Annotated in this window: 13 protein-coding genes; 9 read left to right on the top strand and 4 right to left on the bottom strand. The window is 70.7% G+C overall.

Annotated elements, in window-relative coordinates:
• The 5 genes from mtrB (at window position 1) to ACFZDC_RS17180 (ending at window position 7,175) form a co-directional block, all read left to right on the top strand.
• Window positions 1-2,097 (top strand): MtrAB system histidine kinase MtrB, encoded by a 2,097-nt coding sequence (gene mtrB / locus ACFZDC_RS17200; protein ID WP_391324531.1) that lies wholly within the window; start codon window positions 1-3, stop codon window positions 2,095-2,097.
• Complete coding sequence (locus tag ACFZDC_RS17195) at window positions 2,087-3,919, top strand: LpqB family beta-propeller domain-containing protein (protein ID WP_391324529.1); 1,833 nt, start codon at window positions 2,087-2,089, stop codon at window positions 3,917-3,919. Before mtrB ends, ACFZDC_RS17195 begins: the two co-directional genes overlap by 11 nt.
• Window positions 3,920-4,348: 429 nt before the next feature.
• A complete protein-coding gene (locus tag ACFZDC_RS17190; protein ID WP_391324527.1) occupies window positions 4,349-5,218 on the top strand; it encodes a ComF family protein in 870 nt (289 codons plus the stop codon).
• A 314-nt stretch (window positions 5,219-5,532) separates the two neighbouring features.
• Complete coding sequence (hpf, locus tag ACFZDC_RS17185; protein ID WP_391324568.1) at window positions 5,533-6,225, top strand: ribosome hibernation-promoting factor, HPF/YfiA family; 693 nt, start codon at window positions 5,533-5,535, stop codon at window positions 6,223-6,225.
• 203 nt (window positions 6,226-6,428) lie between these two features.
• The gene (locus tag ACFZDC_RS17180) at window positions 6,429-7,175 is read left to right on the top strand and encodes a response regulator (protein ID WP_391324525.1); all 747 of its coding nucleotides are present in this window, start codon (window positions 6,429-6,431) and stop codon (window positions 7,173-7,175) included.
• Between the two features lie 229 nt (window positions 7,176-7,404).
• Here the strand turns inward: ACFZDC_RS17180 and ACFZDC_RS17175 are convergent, their stop codons facing one another.
• Together ACFZDC_RS17175 and ACFZDC_RS17170 are read right to left on the bottom strand one after the other, a co-directional pair.
• The gene (locus tag ACFZDC_RS17175; protein ID WP_391324523.1) at window positions 7,405-8,607 is read right to left on the bottom strand and encodes a DNA glycosylase AlkZ-like family protein; all 1,203 of its coding nucleotides are present in this window, start codon (window positions 8,605-8,607) and stop codon (window positions 7,405-7,407) included.
• Between the two features lie 62 nt (window positions 8,608-8,669).
• Window positions 8,670-9,239 carry a GNAT family N-acetyltransferase gene (locus ACFZDC_RS17170; RefSeq protein WP_391324521.1) on the bottom strand — a complete coding sequence of 190 codons (570 nt, stop codon included), beginning with the start codon at window positions 9,237-9,239 and terminating at the stop codon, window positions 8,670-8,672.
• Window positions 9,240-9,490: 251 nt separating this feature from the next.
• Here ACFZDC_RS17170 and secA point away from each other — a divergent pair, with 251 nt between their 5' ends.
• Window positions 9,491-12,301 (top strand): preprotein translocase subunit SecA, encoded by a 2,811-nt coding sequence (gene secA, locus ACFZDC_RS17165; protein WP_391324519.1) that lies wholly within the window; start codon window positions 9,491-9,493, stop codon window positions 12,299-12,301.
• A 117-nt stretch (window positions 12,302-12,418) separates the two neighbouring features.
• On the opposite strand, the gene ACFZDC_RS17160 is transcribed toward secA, so the two are convergent.
• Entirely contained in the window at window positions 12,419-12,901 is a 483-nt protein-coding gene (locus ACFZDC_RS17160) for an Rv3235 family protein (protein ID WP_391324517.1), read from the bottom strand.
• Between the two features lie 291 nt (window positions 12,902-13,192).
• Here ACFZDC_RS17160 and ACFZDC_RS17155 point away from each other — a divergent pair, with 291 nt between their 5' ends.
• Both ACFZDC_RS17155 and ACFZDC_RS17150 read left to right on the top strand, forming a co-directional pair.
• Complete coding sequence (locus tag ACFZDC_RS17155) at window positions 13,193-13,705, top strand: DUF6912 family protein (RefSeq protein WP_391324515.1); 513 nt, start codon at window positions 13,193-13,195, stop codon at window positions 13,703-13,705.
• A 73-nt stretch (window positions 13,706-13,778) separates the two neighbouring features.
• On the top strand, window positions 13,779-14,447 hold the full coding sequence (locus tag ACFZDC_RS17150; RefSeq protein ID WP_391324513.1) for an HAD family hydrolase: 669 nt from the start codon (window positions 13,779-13,781) through the stop codon (window positions 14,445-14,447).
• Between the two features lie 48 nt (window positions 14,448-14,495).
• Here ACFZDC_RS17150 and ACFZDC_RS17145 read toward each other — a convergent pair whose 3' ends face one another.
• Window positions 14,496-15,062 (bottom strand): DJ-1/PfpI/YhbO family deglycase/protease, encoded by a 567-nt coding sequence (locus ACFZDC_RS17145; protein WP_391324511.1) that lies wholly within the window; start codon window positions 15,060-15,062, stop codon window positions 14,496-14,498.
• 689 nt (window positions 15,063-15,751) lie between these two features.
• Here ACFZDC_RS17145 and ACFZDC_RS17140 point away from each other — a divergent pair.
• Entirely contained in the window at window positions 15,752-20,689 is a 4,938-nt protein-coding gene (locus ACFZDC_RS17140; RefSeq protein WP_391324509.1) for an NAD-glutamate dehydrogenase domain-containing protein, read from the top strand.
• Window positions 20,690-20,815 lie beyond the last annotated feature (126 nt).

Genomic DNA, 20,815 nt, shown 5'->3' with positions numbered 1-20,815 from the left:
GTGTCCGAGGACAGTGCCGCTTCGGCTCCCGGCCGGTCCGGGGACCGGCCGGGGCGGCCTGTCGGCCGCAAGACGGCGGGTTCGCGCTGGGGACGCCTCTTCGAGGGCGGCCTTCTGAAGGGCGGGGTCCAGGGCAGCCCGATCGTCCGGCTGTTCATGCGCTGGGTGCGTCGCCCGCTGCTGCCCCTCATGCGGCTGTGGCGGCGCAACATCCAGCTCAGGGTCGTCGCCACGACCCTGCTGATGTCGCTGGGTGTCGTCCTGCTGCTGGGCTTCGTCGTGATCGGTCAGGTGCGCAACGGCCTGCTGGACGCGAAGGTGAGGGCATCGCAGAGCCAGGCCACCGGCGGGTTCGCGGTGGCCAAGCAGAAGGCCGACGAGGCCGCCAGCGGCACGGGCACGGCCACCGGGACCGGTGACGGCACCGCCACCACCGACGGACGGCCGTCGCAGAACGTCATCCAGTGGATGAGCGACCTCGTGGAGTCGCTCTCCAGCGGGGGCGCCGGTGCCTTCGACGTCGTGACGCTGCCCGTGGGCGACGACAGCGGCGGCGGGCGCAGCCCCCGCGGCTCCGGGAACGTCGACCCCTCCTCCAGCGTGCCCACCGACCTGCGGGACCGGATCAACAGCAGTACGACGGCCGCTCAGAGCTACACGCGGATCGTCTACTACCACGGCAAGGAGTCCCAGCCGGCGCTGGTCATCGGCAAGCAGGTCAACGACCCCAACGGTCACCCCTACGAGCTGTACTACCTCTTCCCGCTCACCCAGGAGGAGAAGTCCCTCAGCCTGGTCAAGGGCACGCTGGCGACCGCCGGGCTCTTCGTCGTCGTACTCCTGGGCGCCATCGCCTGGCTGGTGGTGCGGCAGGTCGTCACACCGGTGCGGATGGCGGCCGGGATCGCGGAGCGGCTCTCCGCCGGGACCCTGCAGGAGCGGATGAAGGTCACCGGCGAGGACGACATCGCGCGTCTGGGCGAGGCGTTCAACAAGATGGCGCAGAACCTCCAGCTGAAGATCCAGCAACTTGAGGACCTGTCGCGCATGCAGCGGCGGTTCGTCTCCGACGTCTCGCACGAGCTGCGCACACCGTTGACCACCGTGCGGATGGCGGCCGACGTCATCCACGAGGCCCGCGAGGACTTCGATCCGGTCACCGCCCGGTCGGCCGAACTGCTCGCCGACCAGCTGGACCGGTTCGAGTCGCTGCTCGCGGACCTGCTGGAGATCAGCCGCTTCGACGCGGGCGCCGCGGCGCTGGAGGCCGAGCCGATAGACCTCAGGGAGGTGGTGCGGCGGGTGGTCGGCGGGGCCGAGCCGCTCGCCGAGCGCAAGGGCACCCGCATTCGGGTCATCGGCGACCAGCAGCCCGTCGTCGCCGAGGCCGACGCCCGTCGGGTGGAACGCGTACTGCGCAATCTAGTCGTCAACGCCGTCGAGCACGGAGAGGGCAAGGACGTCGTCGTCAAGCTCGCCGCCGCGGGCGGCGCGGTCGCCATCGCGGTGCGCGACTACGGCGTCGGACTCAAGCCCGGCGAGGCGACCCGCGTCTTCAGCCGCTTCTGGCGGGCCGATCCGGCACGCGCGCGTACCACCGGCGGCACGGGCCTCGGCCTGTCGATCGCCCTGGAGGACGCCCGGCTGCACGGCGGCTGGCTGCAGGCGTGGGGCGAGCCCGGCGGCGGCTCGCAGTTCCGGCTCACGCTGCCGCGGACCGCGGACGAGCCGCTGCGCGGCTCGCCGATACCGCTGGAACCCAAGGACTCGCGGCGCAACCGCGGACTCGACCAGGTCGGCCTGCCCCGCGGGAGCGAGGAGAAGCGGGCGACCGTACCGGTGCAGTCGAGCGCCGGCCAGGTGTCGCCGCTGCCCGCGCGCGCCCCACGTCCTGCCACCGGCACGTCCGCGGCCGACCCGACCGCGCTGCCCGGCAACGGCAACGGCGCGCGCGTGGTTCCGCGGCCGACCGGCGCCGCGCGGCGCCCCGACGACACGGCCGCGGCCGGGCCGGCACCCGACACACACGCGGGCCGTGGCGACACGGCCGGGACCGAGGACTCGACCCAGCCAGGGGAGGCATTTCGTGGGCGTTGACCGCGAGGGGGGCGTCCGGCGCAGGCCGGGACGCGCGGTGGCGTACGCGGCCCTGGGGGCCGTTCTGCTGGCCGGGTGCGCCTCGATGCCCGACAGCGGCGACCTGCGGGACGTCGAGTCCACGCCGCGGCAGGACACCGGGGTCCGCGTGTTCGCCATGCCGCCCGCCGAGGACGCCCAGGCCACCGAGATCATGCAGGGCTTCCTGGAGGCGCTGACCAGCGACGATCCCCAGTACGACACAGCGCGCAAGTACCTGACCGCCGACGCCGCGCGCGCCTGGCGGCCGGAGCGGTCGGCCACCGTCCTCGCCAACGGGCCGAGCATCGTGACCGACAACCAGCCGGCCGGCGGGGTCCCGACCGACAGCCTCACCTTTATCCTGTCGGGCAGCAAGGTCGCCACCGTCGACGCACAGCAGGCCTATGCGCCGGCCGGCGGGGACTACCGCAAGAAGGTGCACCTCACGAAGGACGCCAAGAGCGGGCAGTGGCGCATCGACTCGCTGCCCCAGGGCGTCGTCATGGGCAAGTCGGACTTCCAGCGCAACTACACGTCCGTCAACAAGTACTACTTCGCCTCCACCACGACGGCCGGGGCGACCGGGCAGCCGGTGGTGGTGGCCGACCCGGTGTTCGTCCGCGGCAAGGTGGACCCGATGACCCAGGTGGTGCGGTCGCTGCTGAGCGGTCCCACCAGCTGGCTCGAGGCGGTGGTCAGGTCGAGCTTCCCGACCGGTGCGGCCCTGCAGAAGGGCGTGTCGGACCTGACGCCGGACGACCAGAACAGACTGACGGTGCCGCTGAACGCCAAGGCCTCCCGGGCCGGGTCGGCCAAGTGCGTGGAGATGGCGACCCAGTTGCTGTTCACGCTGCGGAACCTGACCCCGACACTGGAGTCGGTCGAGCTGCAGGGACCCGGCGGGCACCGGCTGTGCGACCTCACCGGGGAGCGTGCCGACTCCGCCGCCTGGCGCGCCTCGGCCCAGCGCCCCTACTACCTGTACTTCCTCGACGGCAAGCACCGGCTTGTGCGGTTGCCGACCGGGGCCACGGGGACCAGCGCCCTTCCGGTGCCGGGCCCGCTGGGCACCGGTGACAAGGTGCTGCAGTCGGTGGCCGTCTCGCGGGACGAGCACACCGTGGCCGGCGTCGGCGCCGACGGCAAGGCGCTCTACGTCACCTCGCTGACGTCGGACGGTTCGCTCGGCGAGCCGGTGGTCAGCAGCAAGGGGCAGGCCGCGACCGACCGGCTGACCACCCCGAGCTGGGACGCCCACGGCGACCTGTGGGTGGCCGACCGCGACCCTCGTGATCCGAAGCTGTACGTCCTGGAGCAGGGCGGCGGCAAGCCGGTGCGGGTCGCCATCCCCGACCTGCCCGGGCGCATCCGGGACGTGCGGGTGGCGGCCGACGGGGTGCGGGTCGCGCTGGTCGTGGAGAAGGACGGCAAGCAGTCCCTGCGCATCGGCAGGATCGAGCGCGAGGACAAGCCGGGGGAGCGTCCCGTGGTCGTCGACTTGCGCTCGGCCGCCCCCGATCTGGAGCAGGTCACCGCCATGTCCTGGGCGGGGGACAGCCGGCTGGTCGTGGTCGGCCTCGAGCAGGGGGGCGTGCATCAGATGCGGTACGTCCAGGTCGACGGCTCCACTTTGGACGGTCCGGCGCCCGCGGCCCTGTCCGGCGTGAAGGCGATCGGCGCGTCCGAGGACGAACGGGCCCCGCTGGTGGCCTATTCGGAGGACGGGATCGTACGACTGCCGGCCGGGGCGCAGTGGCAGAAGGTGGACAAGGACGGCACGGCACCGGTCTATCCGGGTTGAGGGCGGAGCCATCTCGGCCGTTCCGGGCTGGGCGGGGTCGTGTCGGCCGGCCCGGGCTGCGGGGGAGGGCCGTGTCGGCCGGTTCGGGCTGCACGGCCGTTCCGGGCTGGGCGGGGTCGTGTCGGCCGGTTCGGGCTGCGGGGCGGGGTCGTGTCGGCCCGTTTCGGGCAGCGGGGCCTAGGACCTGTTGCGAGAGTCCCGCCTGCCCCGCCCTCCGGGCGGACGACGGGCGGCTTTGCACCGGCCCGCCCGGACTGAGGGTGTGACGGCGCCGACCAGTTCGGGCCGAGGCCGAAGATCCCGTCCGGGCGGATGGCCGTACGGTCCGCACTCGTGTGGGTGATGAGCGGCGGGCGTCGCTCCGGGCTGTCCACAGGGTGTTTTCCACAGGGGTGGCCGGTCGTGCCGGGCGTTGGCACAGTGGTGGGCATGCGGGGCTGGTGGCACGACCTCACCGACCTGGTGCTGCCGGCCGAGTGCGCAGGCTGCGGAGCACCTCGTACGGATCTCTGTCCGCGGTGCCGCACCGCACTGGGAGGAGCCGATCCGCGCCGGGTGCGGCCGACGCGGGAGCCGCCCGGACTGCCGGTGGTGCACGCGGCGGCTCCGTACGCGGGGGAGGTACGAGCGCTCCTCCTCGCGCACAAGGAGCGGGGCGCACTGGCGCTCACGGGAGCACTGGGCGCGACCTTGGCGGGGGTCGTGCGCGCGGGTCTCGGGCCGGCCGGGCCCGGCGACATGTCGGCGGTACGGCGCACGCCCGGGACCGTGCTGCTCGTCCCCGTGCCCTCGGCCCGGTGGGCCGTGCGGGCACGCGGACACGACCCGGTGCGGCGGATGGCGCTCGCGGCGGCCGGCGAGCTGCGGCGCACCGGTACGCCGGCCCGGGTGGCCGCCGTGCTGCGGCAGCGGCGGGCCGTGGCGGACCAGGCGGCGCTGGACGCCCGCCAGCGCCTGGCGAACCTCGCGGGCGCGCTGGAGGCGACGGCGGATGGGGCGCGGCTGCTCGCCGGTGGCCGTGTCGTGGTCGTCGACGACCTGATCACGACGGGCGCGAGCCTCGCTGAGGCGGCCCGCGCCCTTCGGGAGGCGGCGGTATCCCGCCGTGATGGCACAACGGCCGTGTACGAGGCCGCAACTCGGGAAGGAAGGGGGGAACGACGGATCGGAGCACGGTGGGAGAGGCAGAAGTGGGTGCATGGTGCACCGGAAAAGGTGGTACCGAACGCCATAGGAGAGGCGCTCCGGGCGGCCGTGATCGCCGCTCCTCCGGATTCTTTCGAAATAACCAGGAACTGACCGCTGACTTGCGTCGTTGCAGATAGCGAGAGGGCCAATTCACCTGAACGGAGGTACGCCGCAGTAGAGGGTGACGACATCCGTCCGGGCGAGATATGTTCGGTTGTGAGGAAAGGCGCAGGCCACACCTCTCATATCCGAATGCCGTGCTGCGGGTTTTCCGCTATCACCCGCGCCGGTGGGGTGGAGATCTTGCCCTTGGGGGAGGAGGAGGTGGAAGTCACCGAGTCCGAGGTTCCGGGGCTCACCGGGACCTGGTGCAAAAGGGAGATGCTCCGCCGATGGAGCGGAGCGATCCGGGAACGGAGTTCTGCGTGGACATCGTCGTCAAAGGCCGCAAGACCGAGGTGCCCGAGCGGTTCCGAAAGCACGTGGCCGACAAGCTGAAGCTGGAGAAGATCCAGAGGCTCGATGCCAAGGTGATCAGCCTCGACGTCGAGGTGTCCAAGGAGCCCAACCCACGACAGGCCGACCGTTGTGACCGAGTGGAGATCACGCTCCACTCCCGCGGTCCGGTGATCCGGGCGGAGGCAGCGGCCAGCGATCCGTACGCGGCACTCGACCTGGCGGCGGAGAAACTGGACGCCCGGCTACGCAAGCAGCACGACAAGCGTTTCTCACGGCGCGGCGCACGCCGGATCTCGGCGGCCGAGGTTCCCGACCACGTCCCGGACGCGGCAACGCTCAACGGCAACGGCCAACCCGTCCACGACGAGGAGACGGACGGAGTGCCGACCAAGAAGATCGGCTCGCTGGAGGTCAAGGGCGAAGGCCCCCTGATCGTCCGCGAGAAGACCCACGTCGCCTCCCCGATGAGCCTCGACCAGGCCCTCTACGAGATGGAACTGGTCGGCCACGACTTCTACTTGTTCGTCGACTCCGAGACCAAGGAGCCGAGCGTCGTCTACCGGCGACACGCCTACGACTACGGCGTCATCCACCTCAGCACGGACCCGATGGTCGCTGAGGTGCAGCCCCCCGCGGCAGGGGGCACGCTGGGCGGCTGACCCGCCCGGCCGAAGCTCAGCCGGTGCCCCTGGAAGCGTGTGTGCGCCCCCAGGGGCACCGGTGTGCGACCACTTCGCGCCCCGCACGTCACCTCCGTGTCGTCCGGGCATGGAATCATGGCCGCACCGGCCCAACCGGTGGGCCGATGCCTTGGGTTGGCGATGGCACAGGACCACAGGCCACAGCCTCTGGGGGAGGAACGATGGCGGACACCTTCGGACCGATGCGGAACGCCGACGACGGCGACGCTGTCATCGGCGTGGGCCCGGACTCGGGCTCTTCGCGCAAGGAGCCGATCAGAGTCCTGGTCGTGGACGACCACGCCCTCTTCCGCCGTGGCCTGGAGATCGTGCTCGCGGCCGAGGAGGACATCCAGGTCGTCGGCGAGGCGGGCGACGGCGCGGAGGCGGTGGACAAGGCCGCGGACCTGCTGCCCGACATCGTGCTGATGGACGTGCGGATGCCCAAGCGCGGCGGGATCGAGGCCTGCACCTCCATCAAGGAGGTCGCCCCCAGCGCGAAGATCATCATGCTGACGATCAGCGACGAGGAGGCCGACCTCTACGACGCGATCAAGGCGGGCGCGACCGGATACCTCCTCAAGGAGATCTCCACCGACGAGGTGGCCACCGCCATTCGCGCGGTGGCCGACGGGCAGTCACAGATCAGCCCGTCCATGGCGTCGAAGCTCCTCACCGAGTTCAAGTCGATGATCCAGCGCACCGACGAGCGCCGGCTGGTGCCCGCGCCCCGGCTGACCGACCGCGAGCTGGAGGTCCTCAAGCTCGTCGCCACGGGGATGAACAACCGGGACATCGCCAAGGAGCTGTTCATCTCCGAGAACACCGTGAAGAATCACGTCCGCAACATCCTGGAGAAGCTGCAGTTGCACTCCAGGATGGAGGCGGTGGTCTACGCGATGCGGGAGAAGATCCTCGAGATCCGCTAGCGCCCTGGGGCGTGTCTTTTCGAACCTGGCGGCGGCGCGGGGTCTGGCCCGCACCGTTGCCGCGCTGTCGTCGGTTGCCGATTCCCCGACGCTCGGCTGCGCTCGCGCGGGGGGACCCTCATCGCATCGGCGCCCGCCTCCGCCCTTGCGGCTGCACGCACCAGACCCTGTTCGGGTCGGCCGGTCAGGCACCGTTTCTGACCGCCGCCCTGATCCCAGAAGGCACCGCCTAGCCGAGCAGAACGGCGAGTTCCCGGGTGAGGGGCTCGCGGAGTTCGGGCGCGTCCACGCGTTCCACGCGGACGTCCGCGCAGTTCACCCAGGTCGCCGCCTCGATCAGGGCCTGCGCCACCGCGGGGACCGCCTTCGGGTCGTCCAGGGTGACCTGCCTGGCCACCAGCGTGTGGCCCTCGCGGGCCGGGTCGACCCGGCCGACCAGCCGGCCGCCGGCCAGCACCGGCATCGCGAAGTAGCCGTAGACCCGCTTCGGCTTGGGGACATACGCCTCCAGACGGTGGCTGAAGCCGAAGAGCCGCTCCGTGCGCGCCCGCTCCCAGATCAGTGAGTCGAACGGGGACAGCAGTGTCGTGCGGTGGCGGCCGCGCGGCGGTGCGGCCAGAGCCGCCGGGTCCGCCCAGGCCGGCTTGGCCCAGCCCTCCACCTCGACCGGCACCAGACCCGAGTCGGCGATCACCGCGTCGACCTGCTCGCCCTTGAGGCGGTGGTAGTCGGCGATGTCCGCGCGGGTGCCGACGCCGAGGGACTCACCGGCCAGCCGGACCAGACGGCGCACGCACTCGGTGTCGTCCAGCTCGTCGTGCAGCAGCGCGTCCGGGATCGCGCGCTCGGCGAGGTCGTACACCCGCTTCCAGCCGCGGCGCTCGACACACACCACCTCGCCGTACATCAGCGCGCGTTCCACGGCGACCTTGGTGCCGGACCAGTCCCACCAGTCGCTGGTCTTCTTCGCACCGCCCAACTCCGTGGCCGTCAGCGGGCCGTCGGCGCGCAACTGCTTGATGACCTGGTCGTAGACGCCGTCGGGGAGCTGGTGGTTCCAGTGCGGGCGGTTGCGGTAGGCGCGGCGGCGGAAGGCGAAGTGGGGCCACTCCTCGACCGGGAGGATGCACGCCGCGTGCGACCAGTACTCGAAGGCGTGGGGCCGTGCCGGAGCCGCGCCCATGGATTCGGGCTTCCAGTACGCGGCCTCGACGGTCTTGCGGCCGACCGCGCCGAGACGGGCGTACGGCACCAGCTCGTGGGAGCGGGCCAGGACCGAGATGGTGTCCAGCTGGACCGCGCCGAGGTGGCGGAGCACCCCGCGGACACCGGCACGCCGGTCGGGCGCACCGAGGAAGCCCTGGGCCCGCAGGGCGACACGCCGGGCGTCGTCCGCGGTGAGTGTGGTGGTGGGACGCGGAAGGGTCGTCATGCGTCGGACGATAGAGGGCGGCACTGACAGACCGGGAGCGACCTGCGGTTTCGTCCCGGCGGTCAGGTGCGGGCGGGCAGGTACGGCGCCGTCGACGGCAGGCCCAGGTCCGACGGGAGCAGGGAGCCCACCCAGCAGTCCCGGCGGACCCCCTTGTTGTTGATCGCCGAGCGCAGGGTGCCCTCGATGGCGAAACCGGCGCGCTCCGCCACCGCGCGGGAGGCGTGGTTGCCGACCTCGGCACGCCATTCGACACGATCGACGCCGGCCTCGGTGAAGATCCACCGGCAGGCGGTGAGCACGGCCTCGGTGACATAGCCCTGACCGCGATGCTCCTTGGCCGACCAGAAGCCCACCTCGGCCACGCCGAGCGCACGCATCGTCAGACCGAGCATCCCGGCCAGTGCCCCGCCGGCCGGAAACACGCCGAAGGTGAACATCGAGCCCTCGGACCAGCCGTCGGGGACCATCTGCTCCGTGAAGCTGCGGGCGTGCTCGGGCAGATAGGGCGAGGGGATCGTGGTCCAGCGCTGGATGTCCGGGTCCTGGGCGGCCTCGTACACCGCCTCGGTGTCGTCCGGGCCCACGGTGCGCAGAACGAGACGGTCGGTGGTGAGCGTGACGGGTTCCATCGGCCGATTCTGTTCGGGTGACTCCCGCGGCGCCAGCGTTTTCGCGGTGTGTGAGCGGGTGATCACAATTCGCGCAAATCCCCGCACCAGTGCGGCACTATCCGCGTGTGCCGTCCGTTGGACCGGGTGAAGCAGCCGTCGGGCCGCCAGGCCTCCCGGCGCAGCCGGGTCCTCGCATACGATGGCCGTTGCTCAGTACGTCAAAGGAAAACCGACCGTCCCAGGCCCGACCGGCAAGGAGACCAGCCCCCGTGTCCGTCCTCTCGAAGATCATGCGTGCAGGCGAAGGCAAGATCCTGCGCAAGCTGCACCGCATCGCGGACCAGGTCAACTCCATCGAAGAGGACTTCGTCGACCTCTCCGACGCCGAGCTGCGTGCCCTCACCGAGGAGTACAAGCAGCGCTATGCCGACGGTGAGAGCCTGGACGACCTGCTCCCCGAGGCGTTCGCCACCGTCCGCGAGGCCGCCAAGCGCGTCCTCGGCCAGCGTCACTACGACGTGCAGATGATGGGCGGCGCCGCCCTGCACCTCGGCTACGTCGCCGAGATGAAGACCGGTGAGGGCAAGACCCTCGTCGGCACGCTGCCGGCATACCTGAACGCCCTCTCCGGAGACGGCGTCCACCTCATCACGGTCAACGACTACCTGGCCGAGCGCGACTCCGAGATGATGGGCCGCGTCCACAAGTTCCTGGGCCTGAGCGTCGGCTGCATCCTCGCCAACATGACGCCGGCCCAGCGCCGCGAGCAGTACGCGTGCGACATCACCTACGGCACCAACAACGAGTTCGGCTTCGACTACCTGCGCGACAACATGGCGTGGTCCCAGGACGAGCTCGTCCAGCGCGGCCACAACTTCGCGATCGTCGACGAGGTCGACTCCATCCTCGTCGACGAGGCCCGTACGCCGCTGATCATCTCCGGCCCGGCCGACCAGGCCACCAAGTGGTACGGCGACTTCGCCAAGCTGGTCACCCGCCTGAAGAAGGGCGAGGCGGGCAACCCGCTCAAGGGCATGGAGGAGACCGGCGACTACGACGTCGACGAGAAGAAGCGCACGGTCGCCATCCACGAGTCCGGTGTCAGCAAGGTCGAGGACTGGCTGGGCATCGACAACCTCTACGAGTCGGTGAACACCCCGCTCGTGGGTTACCTGAACAACGCCATCAAGGCCAAGGAACTCTTCAAGAAGGACAAGGACTACGTCGTCATCGACGGCGAGGTCATGATCGTCGACGAGCACACCGGCCGTATCCTCGCCGGCCGCCGCTACAACGAGGGCATGCACCAGGCGATCGAGGCGAAGGAAGGGGTGGACATCAAGGACGAGAACCAGACGCTCGCCACGATCACCCTGCAGAACTTCTTCCGCCTCTACAAGAAGCTCTCCGGCATGACCGGTACGGCCATGACCGAGGCCGCCGAGTTCCACCAGATCTACAAGCTCGGCGTGGTCCCGATCCCGACCAACAAGCCGATGATCCGCAAGGACCAGTCGGACCTGATCTACCGCACCGAGGTGGCCAAGTTCGAGGCGGTCGTCGACGACATCGCCGAGAAGAACGAGAAGGGCCAGCCGATCCTCGTCGGCACGACGTCCGTCGAGAAGTCGGAGTACCTCTCGCAGCAGCTCAGCAAGCGCGGCATCCAGCACGAGGTGCTGAACGCCAAGCACCACGAGCGCGAGGCGTCGATCGTCGCCCAGGCCGGCCGCAAGGGCGCCGTGACCGTGGCCACCAACATGGCCGGCCGTGGTACCGACATCAAGCTCGGCGGCAACCCCGAGGACCTCGCCGAGGCGGAGCTGCGTCAGCGCGGCCTCGACCCCGAGGAGCACATCGAGGAGTGGGCCGCGGCCCTGCCCGCCGCCCTGGAGAAGGCCGAGCGGGCGGTCAAGGCCGAGAAGGAAGAGGTCGAGGACCTCGGCGGGCTGTACGTGCTGGGCACGGAGCGGCACGAGTCGCGGCGCATCGACAACCAGCTGCGCGGTCGCTCCGGCCGTCAGGGCGACCCGGGCGAGTCCCGCTTCTACCTCTCGCTCGGCGACGACCTGATGCGGCTCTTCAAGGCCCAGATGGTCGAGCGCGTGATGTCGATGGCGAACGTGCCGGACGACGTGCCGATCGAGAACAGGATGGTCACGAAGGCGATCGCGTCCGCGCAGTCGCAGGTCGAGCAGCAGAACTTCGAGACCCGTAAGAACGTTCTGAAGTACGACGAGGTGCTCAACCGGCAGCGCGAGGTCATCTACGGCGAGCGCCGCCGCGTCCTGGAGGGCGAGGACCTGCACGAGCAGGTGCGGCACTTCATGGACGACACGATCGACGCCTACATCGCCGCGGAGACCGCCGAGGGCTTCCCCGAGGACTGGGACCTGGACCGGCTGTGGGGTGCCTTCAAGCAGCTCTACCCGGTGAAGGTGACCATCGAGGAGCTGGAGGACGCGGCCGGTGACCGGGCCGGTCTGACCGCCGAGTTCATCTCCGAGTCCATCAAGGACGACATCCACGAGCAGTACGAGGCCCGCGAGGCGCAGCTCGGCTCCGAGATCATGCGCGAGCTGGAGCGCCGGGTCGTGCTGTCGGTCCTCGACCGCAAGTGGCGTGAGCACCTCTACGAGATGGACTACCTCCAGGAGGGCATCGGCCTGCGCGCCATGGCGCAGAAGGACCCGCTGGTCGAGTACCAGCGCGAGGGCTTCGACATGTTCACCGCGATGATGGACGGCATCAAGGAGGAGTCCGTCGGCTACCTGTTCAACCTGGAGGTCCAGGTCGAGCAGCAGGTCGAGGAGGTCCCGGTCGAGGAGGTCCAGCCGGTGGCGGGGGGTGTCCAGGACACGGTGCCGGCGCAGGCGGGCGCGCGTCCGGAGATCCGGGCCAAGGGGCTCGATGTTCCGCAGCGCCGCGATCTGCACTTCTCCGCGCCCACCGTCGACGGTGAGGGTGGCATCCTGGAGCGCGACCTCGAGGACGACGAGCCCGTTCGCTCCGAGTCCGACGGGCTGACGCGGGCCGAGCGCCGCCGGCAGGCGAAGGGCGGACGGCGCCGCAAGAAGTAGCCTGCGACGCTCGAGCCATTGACTCTGGGCCGGGTCTCCTTGTGGAGGCCCGGCCCTTCGGCTTGCGGCGGGCTGCCTGCGGGCGTTGCTTCGGCGCCCTGGGTTTCCGCCCCGGGGTCAGTCCTCGGGGGTGCGTGAGGGCCTCGGACCCAGTTCGATCGCTGTGCAGCGCCAGCGGTTGTCCGGGCCCTGTTCCAGACGGAAGGCCATGGCCCGGAGTTGGCTGCCTGCCGCGATGCGGGCGAAGACTTCGAGGGCGCCGGTGCGGGGGACGTAGTAGCCGATGTCGCGGACGACGGGGCGGGTGCCGCGGGTGCGCAGGGGGCGCCGTTCGGCGAGGCCGGCGAGGTCGTCGTAGGCGCGGCCCGCGGTGTGCCGGAGCATCCAGTGGACGGGGCGCTGGCCGCTGAGGACGGCCAGCAGACGGTCGGCGAAGAGGTCGGTGGGGCGTGGCCGCGCCGCGGCCGCCTCCGGCGTCGTAAGGGCCCTGCCCCGGACGGGGTTGCGCGGCGGCGTGCTGCCCGGGCGCCGGGAGTCCTGGCGGGTCGGAGGACGGTGGCGCGGGCGGGGCTGCGCGGCGCGGCTCATGACCTTGTTCATGGGGATCCCCGTTCGGCGGGCCCGGCACGTACCGGGCGGTAACTCGCTGGTGGGGATCTTGTACGGGGGCGGGGCCTGGCGCCGCAAGGAAGGTGGGCCGCGTGGTGAGGGCCCGGACATGTTCACCTATCCGGGTGGTGGAGGCCCCCGGAAACCCCATGGGCAGGCGGGGGCACCGGGTGAGGTGAGGGGCGTCGGGTGGACGCTGCCGAGGGTGCGGGCGGGGACCCGAAAGGGGACGGCCGCACGTATCCTGAAGGCCCGTCGGTGACCAGGAAAGAGCGGCCAGCCATGCGCGTCTACGTCCCCCTGACCCTCCCCGGTCTCGCCGAGGCGTACAAGACGGGTGAGCTGGGGAACGGCCCCTTCACGGCCTACGCCGTCACGCCCGCGTTGCGCGAGTGGTACCTCTCCGACGACATCGAGGAGCTGGAGTACGCGGCGCTCAGCCGGGCCGCGCTGGCTTCGCTGCGGCTGCTGGCGGACGATCCCGACGCGGGACGGCGCCGGGTCGTGGTCGCCGTCGACGTGCCCGACGGCGCCGCCACGACCGACCCGGACCGTGGGCTCGACCCCTCCGCGCTCGGCGAGGTGACGGTGGCCGTTACGGTGCCGCTCGCGAAGGCTGCGGCGGTGCACGTCGACGCCGACGACGCGGAGCAGGACGTGGCCGCGGCGGCTCAGGCGCTGGAGGCGGCCGACGGCGGGGACGACGACGCGCAGTTCGTCGTGGACGGGGCCGACGATCACGAGCTGCTGTGGTTCGCCACGCAGGAGATCCCCAACCTGGTCGACCGGGCCTAGGCGGTCGGGCCGGACCCCCGGCCGGCTCGCTCGGCTGCCGTGATTGTCAGCGGCGGCGGGTACGGTCTTTGGCATGGGGACGCACGCAAGCGCGCACATCGTCTGGGACTGGAACGGAACCCTGTTCCACGACAATGACGCGATCATCGGGGCGACGAACGCGGCCTTCGCCGAGCTGGGGCTGGCGCCGATCACGCTGGAGCAGTACCGGGCGCTGTACTGCGTACCGGTGCCGAAGTTCTACGAGCGGCTGCTCGGCCGGCTGCCCACGGATGCCGAGTGGGAGCTGATGGACGAGATCTTCCACCGCTACTACGCGGAGCACCGGGTGCGGTGCGGGCTCACCGAGGGCGCGGCCGAGCTGCTCGCGGGGTGGCGGTCGGCGGGACACAGCCAGTCCCTGCTGAGCATGTACGGGCACGAGGAACTGCTGCCGCTGGTGCGGGGGTTCGGGATAGAGGCGCACTTCATACGCGTCGACGGGCGTACGGGGCCGTCCGGGGGCAGCAAGGCCGAGCACATGGTGCGGCACCTGGAGGCGCTCACAGGTGCGGTGGAGCTCGCGCGCACGGTGGTGATCGGGGATGCCGCGGACGACGCGGTCGCCGCGCGGTACGTGGGAGCTCGGGCCGTGCTGTACACCGGGGGTTCGCACGGCCGGGCCAGCCTGGAGGAGGTCGGGGTGCCGGTCGTGGACACCTTGGCCGAGGCGGTGGCCGAGGCGCAGCGCATGGCGGCGTAGCCGCGGGCCGGGGCCGCGAGGCCCGCGGCTGCGTGTGAACGCTCTCGCTCAGCCCGCCGGTGCCTTCGCCCGCAACACGGTGAGGAACTCCCGCATCCACCCCGGGTGGTCCGGCCAGGCGCGGGCCGAGACCAGGGTGCCGTCGACCACCGTTTCGCTGTCCTCGAAGTGGGCCCCGGCGGACTGCATGTCCAGTTCCAGTGCCGGGTACGCGGTGACGCGGCGGCCGTGGAGGCTGTTGATCGCCGCGGTGAGCAGGGGGCCGTGGCAGATCTGGGCGACCGGCTTGTCCGCGTCGAAGAACGCCTTGAGGATCTTGCGCAGTTCGGGATCGTTGCGCAGGTACTCGGGGGCCCGACCGCCGGGGATGACCAGGGCCGCGTACTGGCCGGGGTCGACCTCGGAGAAGGCGAGGTCGGCGGGCCAGGTGTAGCCGGGCTTCTCCGTGTAGGTGTCGTAGCCGGGCTCGAAGTCGTGGACGACGAAACGGAGCGTCTTGCGGGCGGGGGCCGCGATGTCGACGTCGTAGCCTTCCTCGCGCAGGCGCTGGTAGGGGTAGAGGACTTCCAGGGACTCCGCGGCGTCGCCGGTGATGATGAGGATCTTCGCTGGCATGTCGGCTCCTCCGGGCGGCACTGTCCCCTCCGCGGGGGACGGGCACTGTCCAGGGCAACGTGCCTCGGCGGGGCGCGCTTGCCAAGAGGGCCCGTCGCTTTCAGGGTGCGGCCCGGGCCGCACCGGCGCGACCGGATGCGTCACCGACACGCACCAGGGACGCGGGACGGATGCGTCACCGACACGCACGGGACGCGCGACCGGATGCGTCACCCGACCCGCACGGGACGCGACCGGATACGCCACCCGCCCCCGTCCCGCCGCTGTGCAGAACGTCAAACTTCGGGCCCCTGTTTTGTACACATACGGCTCATGACGGGTCCGGGGTGAGGAGCGATAGCCTTGTGGCGTGATCAGCGCGATATCTCGCGGGGGCGATCCTGCTCCTGCCCTGCGCCCGGGTTGCACGGAACATCTCCGTGGCCGGGCGGCGATCGCTGGTCTTCGCGGGCGGGGCGGGGGCGCCGAAGCCCCCAGGACGCCGAGGGCGGCCCGGGACACGGCGGTGCCGAGAGCAGCGTCACATCCGGCAGACGTGCCGAGAATGGCCGAATGCCCCCCGCTCATCTCACCTTGCGGCATAGCGTCGGATCGGACCGGACACCCCGGGCCGTGGCGTCGAGCCGGAGGGAAAGAGACCGTACTTCCTTCTACGTCACGCAACGGCGCGCGACAGGAGCCAGAGGACAATGCAGACCAAGCTGGACGAAGCCAAGGCCGAGCTGCTCGAACGGGCCGCCCGGGTAGCTGAGAACAGCCCGGTCGGGGGGCACCTACCGACCGGGACGACGGGCGAGGGCACGGCCGGCACCCCCGACAGCGAGTCCGTGCTCGCGTTCCTCCAGCGCTACTACCTGCACACCGCCCCGGAAGACCTCGCCGACCGCGATCCGGTCGACGTGTTCAGTGCCGCGGTCTCGCACTACCGGTTGGCCGAGACCCGCCCGCAGGGCACCGCGAACGTCCGGGTGCACACCCCGACCGTGGAGGAGAACGGGTGGACCTGCAGCCACACCGTCGTGGAGGTCGTCACCGACGACATGCCCTTCCTCGTCGACTCGGTGACCAATGAGCTGACCCGGCAGGGGCGTGGCATCCACGTCGTCATCCATCCGCAGTTCGTCGTCCGGCGCGACCTCACCGGCAAGCTCATCGAGGTCCTGGCGACCCCGCCCACCGGCGATCTTCCGCACGACGCGCACGTCGAGTCCTGGATCCACGTCGAGATCGACCGGGAGACCGACCGCGCCGATCTGAAGCAGATCACCGCCGACCTGCTGCGTGTCCTGTCCGACGTCCGCGAGGCCGTCGAGGACTGGGAGAAGATGCGGGACGCGGCGATCCGGGTCGCCGACGGCCTGGAGAACGAGCCCGTGCCGGGCGACCTCCCCGCGCCCGAGGTCGGCGAGGCCCGCGAGCTGCTGCGCTGGCTGGCCACCGACCACTTCACCTTCCTCGGCTACCGCGAGTACCAGCTGCGCGACGACGACACGCTCGCCGCCGTCCCCGGCACCGGTCTCGGCATACTGCGCTCGGACCCGCACCACGCCGAGGACGACCAGCACCCGGTCAGCCCCTCCTTCGAACGCCTCCCGGCCGACGCCCGCGCCAAGGCCCGCGAGCACAAGCTGCTCGTGCTGACCAAGGCCAACAGCCGGGCCACCGTGCACCGGCCCTCGTACCTGGACTACATCGGCGTCAAGAAGTTCGACGCCGACGGCAACGTCGTCGGTGAGCGCCGCTTCCTCGGCCTGTTCTCCTCCGCCGCCTACACCGAGTCCGTGCGCCGGGTGCCGGTCATCCGCCGCAAGGTCGACGAGGTGCTGGAACGCGCCGGGTTCTCGCCCCACAGCCACGACGGCCGCGACCTGCTCCAAATCATGGAGACCTACCCGCGCGACGAGCTGTTCCAGACCCCGGTCGCCGAGCTGCAGTCCATCGTGACGAGCGTCCTCTACCTGCAGGAACGCCGCCGGCTCCGGCTCTACCTGCGCCAGGACGAGTACGGCCGCTACTACTCGGCCCTCGTCTACCTCCCGCGCGACCGCTACACCACCGGCGTGCGCCTGAGGATCATCGACATCCTGAAGGAGGAGCTCGGCGGCATCAGCGTCGACTTCACCGCCTGGAACACCGAGTCCATCCTGTCCCGGCTGCATTTCGTCGTCCGTGTCCCGCCGGGCACCGAGCTGCCCGAGCTGTCGGACGCCGACAAGGAGCGCATCGAGTCCCGCCTGGTCGAGGCCGCCCGCTCCTGGGCGGACGCGTTCGCCGAGGCGCTGACCGCCGAGGTCGGCGAGGAGCGCGCCGCCGAGGTGCTGCGCCGCTACAACAACGCCTTCCCCGAGGGCTACAAGGCCGACCACTCCCCGCGGGCCGCGGTCGCCGACCTCGTCCACTTGGAGCAGCTCAGCGAGGACAAGGCCTTCTCGCTCAGCCTGTACGAGCCGGTCGGTGCCGCGTCCGAGGAGCGCCGCTTCAAGATCTACCAGAAGGGCGGCACGGTCTCCCTTTCCCAGGTGCTGCCGGTGCTGAGCCGGCTCGGCGTCGAGGTCACCGACGAGCGGCCGTACGAACTGCGCTGCACGGACCGGACGACGGCCTGGATCTACGACTTCGGCCTGCGCATGCCGCGGACGGTGGGCATCGGCGGGGACCTGGGCGACGACGCCCGTGAGCGGTTCCAGGAGGCGTTCGCCGCGACCTGGACGGGCAGGGCGGAGAACGACGGTTTCAACGCGCTCGTGCTGAGCGCGGGGCTGACCTGGCGGCAGGCGATGGTGCTGCGCGCGTACGCCAAGTACCTGCGGCAGGCCGGGTCCACCTTCAGCCAGGACTACATGGAGGACACTCTCCGCAGCAACGTCCACACCACCCGGCTCCTGGTCTCCCTGTTCGAGGCACGGATGTCGCCGGAACGGCAGCAGGCGGGGCTGGAGATCACCGACGCCCTGCTGGAGGAGCTGGAGGCGGCCTTGGACCAGGTGGCGAGCCTGGACGAGGACCGCATCCTGCGTTCCTTCCTCACCGTCATCAAGGCGACCCTGCGCACGAACTTCTTCCAGGAGGCGCTCGGCGGCAAGCCGCACGAGTACGTGTCCATGAAGTTCGACCCGCAGGCCATCCCGGACCTTCCCGCGCCGCGCCCGGCGTACGAGATCTGGGTGTACTCGCCGCGGGTCGAGGGCGTGCACCTGCGCTTCGGAAAGGTCGCCCGAGGCGGTCTGCGCTGGTCCGACCGGCGTGAGGACTTCCGGACAGAGATCCTCGGCCTGGTCAAGGCGCAGATGGTGAAGAACACCGTCATCGTGCCGGTCGGCGCCAAGGGCGGCTTCGTCGCCAAGCAGCTGCCGGACCCGGCGGTCGACCGGGACGCGTGGCTGGCCGAGGGCATCGCCAGCTACAAGACGTTCATCTCGGCGCTGCTCGACATCACCGACAACATGGTGGCCGGCGAGGTCGTGCCGCCGCAGGACGTGGTGCGGCACGACGGGGACGACACCTACCTGGTGGTCGCCGCCGACAAGGGCACCGCGACGTTCTCCGACATCGCCAACGGGGTCGCCGAGAAGTACAACTTCTGGCTCGGTGACGCCTTCGCCTCCGGCGGCAGCGCCGGCTACGACCACAAGGGCATGGGCATCACCGCGCGCGGCGCCTGGGAGTCCGTGAAGCGGCACTTCCGCGAGCTGGGCGTGGACACGCAGACCGAGGACTTCACCGTCGTCGGCATCGGTGACATGTCCGGTGACGTGTTCGGCAACGGCATGCTGCTCTCCGAGCACATCCGCCTGGTCGCCGCCTTCGACCACCGGCACATCTTCATCGACCCCACCCCGGACGCGGCCACCTCCTACGCCGAGCGCCGCCGCCTGTTCGAGCTGACCCGCTCCAGCTGGGCCGACTACAACACGGAGCTGCTGTCGGCGGGCGGCGGGATCTTCCCGCGGACCGCCAAGTCGATCCCGCTGAACGCGCACATCCGTGAGGCCCTGGGCATCGAGGAGAAGATCTCCAAGATGACCCCGGCCGACCTGATGAAGGCGATCCTCCAGGCGCCGGTGGACCTGCTGTGGAACGGCGGCATCGGCACGTACGTGAAGTCGTCGGTGGAGTCCAACGCCGACGTCGGCGACAAGGCCAACGATGCCATCCGAGTCGACGGCAAGGACCTGCGCGTCAGCGTGGTCGGCGAGGGCGGCAACCTGGGCCTGACCCAGCTCGGCCGCATCGAGTTCGCGCTGCAGGGCGGCCGGATCAACACCGACGCGATCGACAACAGCGCCGGCGTGGACACCTCCGACCACGAGGTGAACATCAAGATCCTGCTGAACGGCCTGGTCGCGGACGGTGACATGACCGTCAAGCAGCGCAACAAGCTGCTCGCCGAGATGACCGACGAGGTCGGCGCGCTGGTCCTGCGCAACAACTACGCGCAGAACGTGGCGCTCGCCAACGCGCTGTTCCAGGCCAAGGACATGCTCCACGCCCAGCAGCGGTTCCTCCGCCACCTGGTGCGCGAGGGCCACCTGGACCGGGCGCTGGAGTTCCTGCCCACCGACCGGCAGATCCGTGAGCGCCTCGGTCACGCCCAGGGCCTGACCAGCCCGGAGACGGCCGTCGTCCTGGCGTACACGAAGATCACGGTGGCCGAGGAACTGCTGCACACCTCGCTGCCGGACGACCCGTACCTGCGCGGCCTGCTGCACGCCTACTTCCCGACGGCGCTGCGCGAGCGGTTCGTCGACGCCATCGACAGCCACCCGCTGCGCCGCGAGATCACCACGACCGTGCTGGTCAACGACACGGTCAACACGGGCGGTACGACGTATCTGCACCGGCTGCGGGAGGAAACGGGTGCCTCCCTGGAGGAGATCGTCCGCGCCCAGACCGTGGCCCGCGCGATCTTCCGCTCGGCGCCGGTGTGGGACGCGGTCGAGGAGCTGGACAACAAGGTCGACGCGGACGTCCAGACCCGGATCCGGCTGCACTCGCGCCGCCTGGTGGAGCGCGGTACGCGCTGGCTGCTGAACAACCGGCCGCAGCCGCTGCAGCTCGCGGAGACCGTCGAGTTCTTCTCCGAGCGGGTCGAGCAGGTCTGGCAGCAGCTGCCGAAGCTGCTGCGGGGCGCGGACCTGGAGTGGTACCAGCACGTGTACGACGAGCTGTCCGCGGCCGGCGTCCCGGACGAGGTCGCCACCCGCGTGGCCGGCTTCTCCTCCGCCTTCCCGGCGCTCGACATCGTCTCGGTGGCCGACCGCATGGCCAAGGAGCCGCTGGATGTCGCCGAGGTCTACTACGACCTCGCCGACCGCCTCGGCATCACCCAGCTCATGGACCGCATCATCGAGCTGCCCCGCGCCGACCGCTGGCAGTCCATGGCCCGCGCCTCCATCCGCGAGGACCTGTACGCGGCCCACGCGGCACTCACGGCGGACGTCCTCGCGGCCGGCAACGGCACCTCGACGCCCGAGCAGCGGTTCACGGCCTGGGAGCGGAAGAACGCGGCGATCCTGGGCCGGGCGCGCGCCACCCTGGAGGAGATCCGCGGTTCGGACTCCTTCGACCTCGCCAACCTGTCGGTGGCGATGCGTACGATGCGGACGCTCCTGCGCACGCATTCGTAGCCGTACGGCGATGAGGGCGCTCCGGGCCGGTCGAGGCCCGGGGCGCCTTCGTTCTTGCCGACCCTTAGCCGAAAACCTGCGGTGAATTTACCGTTTCCTGCTAATCGCGGCGTTTCGGATAGGGTC

The organism is Streptomyces sp. NPDC007905 (assembly GCF_042959345.1).
In the GTDB taxonomy this organism is placed as follows: domain Bacteria; phylum Actinomycetota; class Actinomycetes; order Streptomycetales; family Streptomycetaceae; genus Streptomyces.
This window is presented reverse-complemented; position numbering and strand designations above follow the sequence as displayed.